Consider the following 12471-nt stretch of genomic DNA (forward strand, 5'->3'; position numbering starts at 1 on the left):
ACCGGGAATGGGGTCAGGTGGGCAGCCGGCCACCGGAAATACGCTCGATGCCGGCCAGGTCCCGGCGGCTGTGCACGTCCTGGAATCCGGCCGCGGCCAGCTGGTCGCGCACGGCTTGCGCCTGGTCCCAGCCATGCTCCAGCCACAGGGCGCCGCCCCGCTTCAGGTGGCGGCCGGCGCCCTGGACGATGCGAGCCAGGTCTTCCAGCCCGCCCGCGCCGTCGGTCAGCGCCCCCCGCGGCTCGAAACGCACGTCGCCCTGGTCCAGGTGCGGGTCGTCGCAGGCCACATAGGGCGGATTGGACACGATCAGGTCGAAGCCTTCTCCCGCCGGCACGGCCTGGTACCAACTGCCTTCGACCAGGCGCACGGACGCGGCCAGATCCCAGGCGTTGGCGGCGGCGACCGCCAGCGCGGCGGCGCTCACGTCGGACGCCATCACCCGCGCGTCGCGGCGCGCCAGGGCAATGGAAATGGCGATTGCACCGCTACCCGTGCCCAGGTCCAGCACCGCGGGCGCGGCCTGGCCGGCCAGGCATTCCAGCGCGGTTTCCACCAGCACCTCGGTATCCGGGCGCGGAATCAGCACGTCCGGGGTCACGCGGAAACGATGGCCCATGAATTCGCGGTGGCCCAGCAGGTAGGCCATGGGCTCCCCGGCCAGGCGCCGCTGGGCCAGGGCTTCGTAGGCGGCGGCGGTCTCGGGCAGCAAAGGGTCGGTATCGTGCGCCAGCAGCCAGGCGCGCGGCTTGGCCAGCACGTGCTCCAGCAGCATGCGCACCTCCAGGCGGGGCAGGCGCGTGTCGAGCAGCAGGCTTTTCAGCTGGGGCGGCGTCATGGCCGGGCTCAGATGTCGTCGCCCAGGGCCGCCAGCTGCTCGGCCTGGTGTTCGGCGATGAGCGCGCCGGTCAACTCTTCCAGATCGCCTTCCATGATCTGCTGCAGCTTGTACAGCGTCAGGTTGATGCGGTGGTCGGTCACGCGGCCTTGCGGGAAGTTGTAGGTGCGGATGCGCTCGGAGCGGTCGCCCGAGCCGATCAGGCTCTTGCGCTCAGCGGCTTCCTTGCTCTGCCGTTCGCGGGTTTCCTTGTCTTTCAAGCGCGCGGCCAGCACCTGCATGGCCTTGTCCTTGTTGCGGTGCTGCGAACGGTCGTCCTGGCATTCCACCACCAGCCCGGTCGGCAAGTGGGTGATGCGCACCGCCGAATCGGTCTTGTTGATGTGCTGCCCGCCCGCGCCGCTGGCGCGGAAGGTGTCGATGCGCAAATCATTGGGGTTGATGACGATTTCCGACATCTCGTCCGCTTCGGCCATGATGGCCACCGTGCACGCGGAGGTATGGATGCGGCCCTGCGCCTCGGTGGCGGGCACGCGCTGCACGCGGTGCGCGCCGGATTCGAACTTCAGGCGGCCATAGGCGCCGTCGCCGTCGATGCGCGCGATCACTTCCTTGTAGCCGCCCAGTTCAGACGCGCTCTCGGACATCAGCTCCACGCGCCAGCCGCGCTGTTCAGCGTAGCGCGTGTACATGCGCAGCAGGTCGCCCGAGAACAGCGCGCTTTCGTCGCCGCCCGTGCCCGCGCGGATTTCCAGGAACAGGCTGCGCCCGTCATTGGGGTCACGCGGCAGCAGCAGCAATTGCAGCGCGGCTTCCAGCTCTTCGAGCTTGGCGCGGCCGGATTTGATCTCGTCCTCGGCCATGGACTTCAGATCCGGGTCGGACAGCATTTCCTGGGCCGCGGCCAGATCATCCTCCGTGCGGGCGAAAGCGGTGAACGCCTCGACCACGGGTTCCAGTTCCGCGCGTTCGCGCGAGAGCTTGCGAAAACGGTCCATGTCGGACGCGGTTTCCGGTTCGGCGAGCAGCGCGTCGACCTCGATGAGGCGGTGACACAGGTGCTCCAGCCGGCTGCGCATGGAAGATTTCATGGGGAATGACCAAAAAGAAAAACGGGAAAGCGGATAGCGGGCGCCCAAAAGACGAACGCCCGCCAGGAGGCGGGACGTGGGGCAGAATCGCTAACGGCGGGAGTCGCGGCCGGGGAACAGGCGCGGCATCCAGGCAAGCAGCTGCTTGCGGTCGTCGCCTTCGCTGCGGTTCAGCGCCGCCAGCGGGCCGTGCAGGTACTTTTGCGTCAGGCCATGGGCCAGCTGCTCGAGCACGGCTTCCGGCGATTCGCCCCGCGCCAGCAGGCGGCGGGCGCGTTCCAGCTCGGCGCTGCGGACGTCTTCGGCGGCCTGGTGCAGGTCGCGGATGACGGGCACCACTTCGCGGGACTGCATCCAGTGCATGAAGCCCTGGACGCGGGTTTCGATGATGGCTTCGGCCTGCACCACGGCCGCGCGGCGCGCGTCGGTGCCGGTCTGCACCAGGCGGCCCAGGTCATCCACCGAATACAGGTAGACGTCGTCCAGGCGGCCGACTTCGGGTTCGATGTCGCGCGGCACGGCCAGGTCGATCATGACCATGGGGCGGTGGCGGCGCAGGCGCGTGGCCCGTTCCACCATCCCCAAACCGAGGATGGGCAGGGAGCTTGCCGTACAGGAAACGATGACGTCGAACTCGGACAGGCGGTCCGTCAGGTCCGACAGCTTCATGGTGCTGGCCGCGAACCGGTTGGCCAGGACTTCGGCGCGTTCGGCCGTGCGGTTGGCCACCACCATGCTGCGCGGACGTTGCGCGGCGAAGTGCGTGGCGCACAATTCGATCATTTCGCCCGCGCCGATGAACAGCGTGCGGGCCTGGTCCAGATTGCCGAACACGCGCTCGGCCAGGCGCACCGCGGCGGCGGCCATGGACACCGACTGCGCGCCGATGGCGGTCTGCGACCGCACTTCCTTGGCCACCGAGAAGGTGCGCTGGAACATCTGGTGCAGCAAGGTGCCCAGCGAGCCGGCTTCGCCGGCGGCGCGCACGGCGTCCTTCATCTGGCCCACGATCTGGGTTTCGCCCAGCACCATGGAATCCAGGCCGCTGGCCACGCGGAAAGCGTGGCGCACGGCGTCATCTTGGTGATGGCGGTAGAGATGCGGGCGCAGCGTGCCGGCGTCCAGGCGGTTGTAATCCGCCAGCCAGGCGGGCAGTTGATCCGCCACGTGGCCGTCAGCGGCGCAATAGATTTCGGTGCGGTTACAGGTGGACAGGATGGCGGCTTCGCGGACCGAGCCGCCGAAGGCCGAGCGCAAGCCTTCCAGCGCGGGCTTCACCAGATCGACGGGCATGGAAACACGCTCGCGGACCGAAACCGGCGCGGACGTGTGATTCAGACCGAAGGCAAGGACAGCTACCGACATGTGGGAAGGATGGCCGGGCCATCCGCGCGTAAGCGTTAAGTACTGCCACTAAGAACGAGGCGCGGCAAGCAGGGGAAATTCAACCTGGGAGCAGCGTCAGACCGCTAATCATTATACCCCCGCGGGTTATCCCCAGGCCATTTCACCCCAGGGCCGCGACCCTGGGTCGCACCTTTCGTGCCATCCGCCCAACAATTTGGCCCAGGATTCATGCGGCGATCCGGCAGGGCAAGGCGATATCCAAGATTTTCTCCCCCGACTGGCGCAAGCCTCAAAAATTGTGTATAGTTGCGGACTTCGTTGGCCTGGTAGCTCAGTCGGTAGAGCAGAGGATTGAAAATCCTTGTGTCGGTGGTTCGATTCCGCCCCAGGCCACCAAAAAGATTCAAGCAACGAGCCCCGCCCCGTATCCACTACGGCGGGGCTTTTTGTTTTGGTCGCCGATATCGGTCCGTCGCCCGGCATTCTGGCGGCAGTCAGAACCCCCTACGCCGCCCGATGCGCGCGGATGAATTCGAGTGCGGCCCGCTTGGACACCACATCCCCATACTTGCTGTCGATATCGAAAAGATTGGCTTCATGCGGATCCGGGTGGCGATCCCCCACTCCCTCCCGCACCACGATCACGTTCAGGCCGTGCTGCACGCCATCCACTGCCGTCGCGCGCACGCAGCCGCTGGTGGAGCATCCCAGCACGATCAGGGTGTCGACCTTGGAAGCCGTCAGCGTGCTGGCCAGGCTGGTGCCGAAAAAACTGCTGGCGTACTGCTTGTGCAGGACGATCTCGCCGGGCAAGGGTTCCAAGCCGCCGCAAAACTCGTTGTAAGGCGCGTGTTTGAACAGTTCGAGGATGGGCGACTTGCGATACCAGGCACCGGCGTCGGCCAGCGTGTGGGATTGGTGCGTGATCGTTGTGTGGATCACCATCATTCCGGCATCCCGCGCCGCGCGCAGGATCTCCGCGCTATGCGCCACCGCGGCCACGACGCCCGCGCCAAACATGGGCGATTCTTCAAGCGTATAGGCTTGCACGAAGTCGATGAGTAGCAATGCCGCCTTGTCGCCAAACCCGACTCGATGCCCCCATACGCCCTTGTAGTTTTCCGCTGCGCTACTCATGCAAAACTCCAAAACAAAAGAATTTGGCGGCGGTCACTCGATCCGGGCGCCGGTCTGCTCGATGATTCCGGACCACGTTTTCAGGTCGGTATCGATCAGCTCGGAGAACTGAGCGGGCGTGGTATTCGCCGCTACCGCCCCCTGGGCCTTCAAGTTGGCTTGAAACGACTTGTCCGCAAGCACGCTCGAGGTTTCCTGGCGCAGCGTGGCGACCACGTCCGCCGGGGTGCCGGCCGGGGCGAACAGGCCATACCACGACATGGCCGCCACGCCCGGCACCGTCTCCGCGATGGTAGGTACGTCCGGCAGCAACGATGAGCGCTCGGACGATGCAACCGCGATCAGGCGCAGCTTGCCGGCATGGACGAACGACATGACGCTGGGCCAACTGGTGAAAGTCACCGACACCCGGCCAGACACCATGTGCGTGTTGGCGGCGGAGGCGCCCTTGTAGGGAATGTGCATCATGTCGACGCCGGCGGCCCGCTTGAACATTTCGCCCAGCAAATGATCGAGCGTGCCATTGCCCGCGGACGCCATGTGCAGTTGGCCAGGCTTGCTTTGCGCCAACGAAATCAGGTCCTGCACGGTCTTTACCGGCAGCTCCGGGTTCACGACCAAGACATAAGGCGCCGTCGCCACCAAGCCGATGGGCTCGAAGTCCTTCTTGGGATCGAATGGCACGGACTTGTACACGAACGGGCTGATGGTATAGCTGCTGCCCACGGTCAGCAGCAGGTTGTAGCCGTCCTGGCTGCCGCGCGCCGACACGCCGATACCGATATTGCCGCCCGCACCCGCCCGGTTCTCCACCACGAAGGTCTGATGCAGACGCTCGCCGATTTTTTGGGCAAAAGGCCGGGCGACCGCATCGTTTGCCCCTCCTGGTCCGTGCGGCACGATGACCGTGACGGCCTTCGACGGATAGCCTTGCGCGTGGACGGCGCCAGCATGGGCAAGGCTCAGGGCGAGAATCAGCGCAGAGAAACTCAGTATCTTTTTCATCTTGACCAGTTTGTTCGGGTTGAAATGGAACTTCCATGCCGCGACTGAAACAACCAGGTTCATTGTCCGCTCCCCATTCTTTGTGTTTATCGTCCGCGTCCAGCTGCCTGGAGCGAATCATTTGATGGCAATTCTCGGCATCGAGATCGATATCGTCCAATACGAATTAAGGAATCATCTATAGTGTTTCCAGATAAATTGGACGGGATGCCCAGCCATGGACTTGCGGCAGCTTCGGTACTTTGCGGCGATTGCGGAAGAACAGAGCTTTACCAAAGCGGCCCGGAAGCTGCACATTTCGCAACCTCCGCTCAGCCAGCAACTGAGCAATCTGGAGGACGACCTTGGCGTCCGTCTTTTCATACGCACCAGCAGAAGCGTCCAGCTCAGTGAAGCGGGCAGCGTGCTGCTGCCCCACGTCCGCGCCGTGCTGGATCGCCTGGACGAGGCCAGGCTTCAGGTACAGCGCGTGGCGCAGGGCCTGGAAGGGTGCGTGACGCTGGGCTTGACCGGCTCGCACTTCCTCGGCACCTTGCCCCAGTTCATCCGCGAGTTCCAACAGGAGCGGCCGCAGGTGGACGTGGCCTTGAAGGAAATGCCCCCGTCCGATCAACTGACAGGGCTGCAGGACAGGCGCCTGGATCTATGCCTCTCGCGCGGCATCCCTGACGATCCGACATTCGCCGCCGAGCTGCTATGGCACGACTCGTCGGTGGTCGTGCTGCCACCAGGCCATCCGCTGTCGCGCCGCAAGCGGCTGCGCCTGCAGGAATTGAAAGACGAAGATTTCGTGTTCTTCCGCCTGGGGTCGTCCATCTTTGCCGACTCGGTGTACCAGGCCTGCCTGTTTTCGCGCTTCGAGCCGCAGATCGTCCAACAGGTCGTGGAAGTGCCCGCCGTGGTCAATCTGGTGGCCGCCGGACTCGGGATCTCCATCGTCCCCGAATCGATTGCACGCCTGCGCGCCGATGCCGTCGCGATCTGCGAACTTGCACATGAAAAAGACATGCCGCAGATTTCGTCCAGCGTCTATCTCATGCGCCGATCCGACGAAGACCGCCAGGTCGTGCTGGGATTTGCCGCCGCGCTCCATCAATGGGCCAGGCAGTCGATACCCGCGCCCCTTTCCCTGGCCCGCCCTTCCGCGATATCGTAAGACGCCCTCCCCGTAGCCCGCCGCATCCATCCACCGGAGCCGCGACATGCGCGCAACAGCAAGAGCAAAAGCGCTTTTCGGTCTGATTGCACTGCTGGCCTGCCTGCTGGGCCCCGCGCACGCGCAAAGCGCCGCGACGGCGCCGCTCCGCCCCGCCCCCGTTTCCACCCAGGTCCAGGCTATCCTGGTGGCGGAAATCCCGCTGCGAGCGGACACCGATCACCGCTACGCCGAAAGCGTCATGGAACGCGTCACCGGCGCCGACCCCACCGACTTGCTGGCGCCGCGCCTGGAATCGATTTCCCGGTCCGTCGACGAAAAGCTTCAGCAGTTCCAGCCGGCCCAATTGCGCAGCCTGCCCATCATGCGGCTGGAAAGCCTGGAGCGGCACTGGATGTTCGACGCGCGCCGTTTCGCGGCCTGGCAGGAGGACATGCGCCAGGCGACCGCGGCCTATGCCGGCGACGCCGCCGAACTGGCGCGCCGCCGGGATGCCTGGCAGTCTCTCAAGACCGCGCCCGGCGCCGCCGACCTGCCGCCGGCCCTGACCGGCCGGATCGACTCCGTCATCGCCCAACTGGTCCGGGCCGAACAAGCGCTGTCCGTGCCGCTGGGCCGCCAGATCGCGCTGGGCCAGCGCGCCAACGCCGTTGAAGAGCGCATCCAGTCCGGGCAGCGCGCGGTGGCCGATGCCATCAACTACATCGACGCCCGCCTGCTTGAACTGGACGCGCCCCCGCTATGGGCGGCTACCTTCACGCCGACCGCGCGCAGCGATGCGATGGCCTATCTACGCTCCGGCCTGGACATGGAACTGCGCTTCGCCCGCCAGTACGCCGCGGCCGACACCGGCAACCAGCTGGCCCTGCATGTGCTGCAAGTCGTGCTGCTGCCGCTGCTGCTCTGGCTGGCCTGGCACAGCCGCCACGCGATCCGGGCCGGTGAAATGAGCCAGACGGCCGCAAGGGTGCTGGGACGCCCGCTGTCCGCCTGGCTGCTGCTGGCCATGATGGGAGTGCAGCTGCTGGAGTCGGATGCGCCGCTGATCGTGCTGCAGATCGCGCTGCTGCTGGCGGTAGTGCCAGTCCTGCGCCTGCTGCCACCGACCGCGCGCGAGCAGCTGGATCTGTGGCCCTACGCCATCACCGGCCTGTATCTGGCGGAGCGGCTGGGCATTTTCTTCCTGGCCAGCGAAACGCTGTACCGGCTGCACAACCTCGCCATCACCCTGCTGGCCCTGGCAACGGCGCTTTGGCTGCATGCCCGCGCCCAGCGCCGCGGCAACGCCCAGGCGCCCAGCCGGCTGCACAAGGCCGTGCGTGCCGGCGCCTGGGTCGCCGTGGCGTTGCTGGCCATTGCCGGCGTCTCCAACCTGATCGGCAACCTGTCGATGGCCGAGATGCTGACCAGCGCCGTCATCAGCAGCGGCTACTTCGGCCTGATGCTCTACGCCGGAGTCACCATCATCGTCACCCTGCTGCAGCTGCTGCTGGCCCGGCCCGGCGTGTCGCGCTTCCGCATCGCGCGCGAGCACGCCCCGCCCCTGGTGCAACTGCTGATCCGCCTGGTGATGGCCAGCGCCGTCGTGGGCTGGACCCTCTACACGATGGACCGCTTCCGCATTCTGCGCGGCACCTATGCCGTCACGACGAAAGTACTGTCGTACACGCTGGCGCTCGGGGACATCACCATCAGTCTGGGCAACATCCTGGTGTTCGCAATCTCCGTGGTGATCGCGTTCTGGGCCGCGCGGGCGATCCGCCTGGTGCTGCACGACGAAGTGCTGGCCCGCATGCCCCTGCCGCGCGGCGTGGGCAACAGCATCGCCTCACTGACCTACTACTCGGTGCTGCTGCTGGGCCTGGCGGTGGCGCTGTCGGCCGCCGGCGTCAGGACCAGCCAACTGGCCCTGGTGCTCGGCGCCCTGGGCGTGGGCATAGGCTTCGGCCTGCAGAACGTGGTCAACAACTTCGTGTCCGGCCTGATCCTGATGTTCGAACGTCCCATCCAGCCGGGCGACGTGGTGGAAATCGGCGAGACCTCCGGACAGGTGCGCGAGATCGGCATGCGCGCAACCCGCATCAGGACCTTTGAAGGGGCCGACGTGGTGGTCCCGAACGGCACCCTGCTTTCGGAAAAACTGACCAACTGGACCATGCTGGACCGCAACCGCCGCATCGAAATCAACCTGGGCCTGGCCTACGGCACCGACCCCGCGCAGGCCATCGAACTGCTGGGCTCGGTGGCGCGTGGCACCCTGGGCGTCTCCACCCAGCCGGCGCCCATCGCGCTCTTCATGGGCTTCGGCGCCAGCACCCTGGATTTCAGCATCCGCGCCTGGACGCCGGACTTCGACCAGTGGATGTCCATCCGCAGCGACATGTTGTCGCGGATGTACGAGGCGCTGACGCAGGCCGGCATCGGGATACCCTATCCGCAGACCGACCTGCACCTGCGCAGCATCTCTCCGGAAGCTTGCGCCGTCCTCGCGCAAGCCCGCCGCGCCGCGCCGGATGGCGGGCCGCCTCCCACATGACGCGGATATTGTGTATAGTGGCGGACTTTCGCGTTGGCCTGGTAGCTCAGTCGGTAGAGCAGAGGATTGAAAATCCTTGTGTCGGTGGTTCGATTCCGCCCCAGGCCACCAATGAATTCAAGCAGCTGGCCCCGCCTTTGGCGGGGCCTTTTGCTTTGGTGCGCGGCGGCGTTTGTCGGATAGCATAGTCACGCCGTGCCACCCCTGACTTCCCCTCCACGCGATGACGCCTGATTCCTCTTCCCCGTCCTCCTCCATCGGCATGGGCCGCGCGGCGCTCGTGCTGTGTCGCGCGCTCTGGCACTATGCCGACGGCGCGCGGCGGCAGCTGATGGGCGCCATCGCGCTGCTGTCGGGCGCGCAGTTGGTCAAGCTGACCCTGCCCTGGCTGGCCTCCCACGCCATCAACGCCTTGCAGCAAAACGACATGTCCACCGCCGGCCTCTGGATCCTGTTCCTGGTCGGCAGCTACATGATGTCCTGGGTGTTCCACGGCCCGGGACGCGTCCTGGAAGGCAACGTAGGCGTGCATGTCCGCCAACGGCAGGCCGACGATCTCTATGCCCGCATCGCGGCCGCCCCGCTGACCTGGCGCGACGGCAGGCATTCCGGCGACCTGCAGCATCGGGTATTGCAATCCAGCCGCGCGCTGTCGGCTTTCGCCCGCAGCATGTACGGCTACCTGCACAGCGCCTTGAACTTCATCGGCCCTCTGGTGGCGCTGACCCTGCTGTCGCCTGTCAGCGGCCTCATCGCCGTGAGCGGTTACCTGATTATCGCCCTCGTCACGTTGCGCTTCGACCTTGCGCTGATGCGGCTGGCCCGTTCCGAAAACGACCAGGAACGCCGCTACGTCGCCGCGCTGCTCGACCTCGTCAGCAATGCCGGCACCGTGATCGGCCTGCGGCTGCAAGCCGCCTCGCGCAAGATCCTGGGCCGCCGCCTGGAGGCGGTCATGCAGCCCTTGCGCCGCGCCCTGTGGATCAACGAAGTGAAGTGGTGCGTGGTCGACCTGGCGGGCATGTGCCTTACCTGGATCCTCGTGGTGGAGTATGTGCTGCGGCACCGCGAGCCCGGGCAAGCCCTGCTGCTGGGCACCATCTTCATGATCTATCAGTACGCCCAGCAGGCCGCGTCCGTGGTCAGCGCCATTGCCTCCAACTTCCAGAGCTTCGCGCGCATGCACACCGACTACAGCAGCGCCGAGCCCATCTGGCAGGCCCCTGGCAATCCCGAAGCCGCCGTCCCCGCGGTCCAGCCCGACGCGCCGTGGCAGACCCTGGAGTTGCGCGGCGCCACCTGGCGCTACTCGGACGAAGGACGCGGCGGCCTGCACGGCGTCGACCTGGTGCTGCGCCGCGGCTCGCGCGTCGCGCTGATCGGCGCCAGCGGCGGCGGCAAGAGCACGTTGCTGCGCACCCTTGCCGGACTCTATCCGCCGCAACAGGGCGATCTGCTGCGCGACGGCAAGCCCGTGGACTGGACCGAACTGCGCGCGCTGGCCACGCTGATTCCGCAGGAGGCCGAAGTCTTCGAAGCCAGCGTGCAGGAGAACCTCACCTTCGGCGAACCTGCCGATGCGCAGGCGCTGCAAGCCGCCGTGCATACCGGCGTGTTCGACGAAGTGCTGCAACGCATGCCCGATGGCCTGGCCAGCCCGATGAATGAACGCGGCAGCAATCTGTCCGGCGGGCAACGCCAACGCCTGGCCCTGTCGCGCGGCGCGCTGGCCGCGCAAGGCAGTTCCTTGCTGCTGCTGGACGAACCCACCAGCGCGCTTGACCCGCAAGCGGAGGGCCGGGTGTTCGACCGCATGTACGCCGCCTTCCCGACGGCTTGCATCGTGGCCTCGGTGCACCGCCCCAGCCTGCTCAACCGCTTTGACACCATCGTGGTGATGGAAGCCGGACGCGTGGTGGATGCGGGGCCGCGCGATGAAGTATTGTCCCGGCATCAACCTTGATAGAAAGCCCCGTCAGCCAAGCCCCTGCACTCCGTAGCCATGACTCAGCCGCCCACCTCCCACGCAGCGCAGCGCCAGCCCGGACGCAAGCGGATGAACCTGTTGGCCTATGTCTGCCTGACGATCAGCGTGGTGTTTGTTTTCCTGGGCTCGCAAATGATCCGGGACGGCGCCGAGGCGGGGATTCCCGTCACGCTGTTCTTCGGCGTCTGCGCCGTGACCGCGGTCCTGCAGATATGGCCGCAACTGCTCCAGCGTGAGTCGCGCTCAGCCTCGACGTTGCTGGCACGCTATCCAGGCCCCCTGGTACTCAAGGCCGCGAAAGGCAAGTTGCTGGTGTTCTCGTTCCTGTCCGCGGCCTTCGGCGGCGTGATCCTGTGGATGCTGCTGCACGAAGCGCTGCCGCCACTGAAGCAACTGATCCTCTGGCCCGGCGCCGGGTTTTTTCTGCTCGGCGCGGTCATGCTGCTGGTGCGCGCCGCGAAAGACGATACCGCCTTGCGGCTAGGCCGCGATGGCTTCGAAACCCGGCAGGTGTGGAACGGCAGGACAATACGCTGGCAGGACACCAGCGAATTCACCGTGGTCAGCGTCAGCCGCGCGGTGCCCAAGCTCATCGTTTTCGACGATGCCGCGGTCGAACGCGGCGGCACTGCGGGGCTCAACCGCCATATCGTCGGGCGCAATTCCAGCTTGGGTGAAACGTATGGGCTGACCCACGAGACCCTGGCCGACCTGCTCAATGCGTGGCGGACGCGGGCCTTGGAACAGGATGCGATCTTTACGCGGTGGCCTGAGAACGGATGATAGCCGTTCTTCAAAAAGCGGTCTAGAAGGCATGGGCAAGCGTACTGGTTGAAATCGCGCATGCGGCGCCCCTGGAACATTACAAAAAAGTAATCCACGCGTAACCTCCCCGCCCCTGTCAGCCCTCCACACTGGAGTCCATGCACTTCAGACCACAGAAAGGAGCTGACCATGAAGACCCTGACCACCTTGTTCAGTGCGTGCGCGTTGAGCCTGGGAATGACAGGCGCGGTCTACGCGCAGGCCGCCAGCGGCGGACATGACACGCATCATCCGGCCACGGCCGAGCCGGCCTCCAATACGCAAAAGGCGCCGGGCGCCGGCATGATGAAGAACATGGAAGCACACATGCAAGCCATGGGCGGAATGCACCAGCAGATGGCTGCGGCCAAGACGGCCGAAGAGCGCCAGGCCTTGATGGGCGAACATATGAAGTCCATGCCCGCCAATGGCGCCAGCATGCAAGGCTGCCACGAGATGATGGGATCGATGATGAATCCGGCGGGCGATGCGCCCTCGGCGGCGTCCCCGGCTGCCAAGGGCTGAGCGCCACGAGTCATTGCTGGCGGCCGGCGCCGCAGTGGCACCGGC

Annotated in this window: 10 protein-coding genes and 2 tRNA genes; 7 read left to right on the forward strand and 5 right to left on the reverse strand. The window is 66.0% G+C overall.

Annotated elements, in window-relative coordinates; all coding sequences use genetic code 11:
• Nucleotides 1-13: 13 nt before the first annotated feature.
• The 3 genes from prmC to hemA form a co-directional block, all read right to left on the reverse strand.
• A complete protein-coding gene (gene prmC, locus AC6LKD_RS16380) occupies nt 14-838 on the reverse strand; it encodes a peptide chain release factor N(5)-glutamine methyltransferase (protein ID WP_498116807.1) in 825 nt (274 codons plus the stop codon).
• An 8-nt stretch (nt 839-846) separates the two neighbouring features.
• Nucleotides 847-1929, reverse strand: coding sequence for a peptide chain release factor 1 (gene prfA / locus AC6LKD_RS16385; protein WP_013396553.1), 1083 nt, complete (start codon nt 1927-1929; stop codon nt 847-849).
• Nucleotides 1930-2019: 90 nt separating this feature from the next.
• Nucleotides 2020-3294 carry a glutamyl-tRNA reductase gene (hemA, locus tag AC6LKD_RS16390; RefSeq protein WP_042796220.1) on the reverse strand — a complete coding sequence of 425 codons (1275 nt, stop codon included), beginning with the start codon at nt 3292-3294 and terminating at the stop codon, nt 2020-2022.
• Between the two features lie 302 nt (nt 3295-3596).
• Here hemA and AC6LKD_RS16395 point away from each other — a divergent pair.
• Nucleotides 3597-3672: transfer RNA gene (locus AC6LKD_RS16395), tRNA-Phe, on the forward strand.
• 108 nt (nt 3673-3780) lie between these two features.
• On the opposite strand, the gene AC6LKD_RS16400 is transcribed toward AC6LKD_RS16395, so the two are convergent.
• Together AC6LKD_RS16400 and AC6LKD_RS16405 are read right to left on the reverse strand one after the other, a co-directional pair.
• Nucleotides 3781-4413: an isochorismatase family protein gene (locus AC6LKD_RS16400; protein WP_013396555.1), complete on the reverse strand. Its 633-nt coding sequence runs from the start codon at nt 4411-4413 to the stop codon at nt 3781-3783.
• A gap of 33 nt (nt 4414-4446) precedes the next feature.
• The gene (locus tag AC6LKD_RS16405; RefSeq protein WP_498116808.1) at nt 4447-5481 is read right to left on the reverse strand and encodes a Bug family tripartite tricarboxylate transporter substrate binding protein; all 1035 of its coding nucleotides are present in this window, start codon (nt 5479-5481) and stop codon (nt 4447-4449) included.
• Between the two features lie 154 nt (nt 5482-5635).
• On the opposite strand from AC6LKD_RS16405, the gene AC6LKD_RS16410 reads away from it, so the two are divergent.
• From AC6LKD_RS16410 to AC6LKD_RS16435, 6 genes are all read left to right on the forward strand, one after another.
• Nucleotides 5636-6574, forward strand: a complete 939-nt coding sequence (locus AC6LKD_RS16410) for a LysR substrate-binding domain-containing protein (protein ID WP_498116810.1) — start codon at nt 5636-5638, stop codon at nt 6572-6574.
• Between the two features lie 46 nt (nt 6575-6620).
• The gene (locus AC6LKD_RS16415) at nt 6621-9110 is read left to right on the forward strand and encodes a mechanosensitive ion channel family protein (RefSeq protein WP_498116812.1); all 2490 of its coding nucleotides are present in this window, start codon (nt 6621-6623) and stop codon (nt 9108-9110) included.
• A gap of 35 nt (nt 9111-9145) precedes the next feature.
• Nucleotides 9146-9221: transfer RNA gene (locus AC6LKD_RS16420), tRNA-Phe, on the forward strand.
• A gap of 112 nt (nt 9222-9333) precedes the next feature.
• Nucleotides 9334-11073 (forward strand): ABC transporter ATP-binding protein, encoded by a 1740-nt coding sequence (locus AC6LKD_RS16425; protein WP_498116814.1) that lies wholly within the window; start codon nt 9334-9336, stop codon nt 11071-11073.
• A 93-nt stretch (nt 11074-11166) separates the two neighbouring features.
• Entirely contained in the window at nt 11167-11880 is a 714-nt protein-coding gene (locus AC6LKD_RS16430; RefSeq protein WP_013396560.1) for a hypothetical protein, read from the forward strand.
• Between the two features lie 171 nt (nt 11881-12051).
• On the forward strand, nt 12052-12426 hold the full coding sequence (locus AC6LKD_RS16435) for a hypothetical protein (RefSeq protein WP_492274062.1): 375 nt from the start codon (nt 12052-12054) through the stop codon (nt 12424-12426).
• Nucleotides 12427-12471: the final 45 nt, after the last annotated feature.

Source organism: Achromobacter sp. D7-1, assembly GCF_059760445.1.

Excerpts from the sequence above, each read along its gene's own strand:
- AC6LKD_RS16415 (WP_498116812.1), top strand. The coding sequence starts at position 6,621 with ATGCGCGCAACAGCAAGAGCAAAAGCGCTTTTCGGTCTGATTGCACTG.
- hemA (WP_042796220.1), bottom strand. The coding sequence starts at position 3,294 with ATGTCGGTAGCTGTCCTTGCCTTCGGTCTGAATCACACGTCCGCGCCG.
- prfA (WP_013396553.1), bottom strand. The coding sequence starts at position 1,929 with ATGAAATCTTCCATGCGCAGCCGGCTGGAGCACCTGTGTCACCGCCTC.
- AC6LKD_RS16435 (WP_492274062.1), top strand. The coding sequence starts at position 12,052 with ATGAAGACCCTGACCACCTTGTTCAGTGCGTGCGCGTTGAGCCTGGGA.
- AC6LKD_RS16410 (WP_498116810.1), top strand. The coding sequence starts at position 5,636 with ATGGACTTGCGGCAGCTTCGGTACTTTGCGGCGATTGCGGAAGAACAG.
- AC6LKD_RS16425 (WP_498116814.1), top strand. The coding sequence starts at position 9,334 with ATGACGCCTGATTCCTCTTCCCCGTCCTCCTCCATCGGCATGGGCCGC.
- prmC (WP_498116807.1), bottom strand. The coding sequence starts at position 838 with ATGACGCCGCCCCAGCTGAAAAGCCTGCTGCTCGACACGCGCCTGCCC.
- AC6LKD_RS16400 (WP_013396555.1), bottom strand. The coding sequence starts at position 4,413 with ATGAGTAGCGCAGCGGAAAACTACAAGGGCGTATGGGGGCATCGAGTC.
- AC6LKD_RS16430 (WP_013396560.1), top strand. The coding sequence starts at position 11,167 with ATGAACCTGTTGGCCTATGTCTGCCTGACGATCAGCGTGGTGTTTGTT.
- AC6LKD_RS16405 (WP_498116808.1), bottom strand. The coding sequence starts at position 5,481 with ATGAACCTGGTTGTTTCAGTCGCGGCATGGAAGTTCCATTTCAACCCG.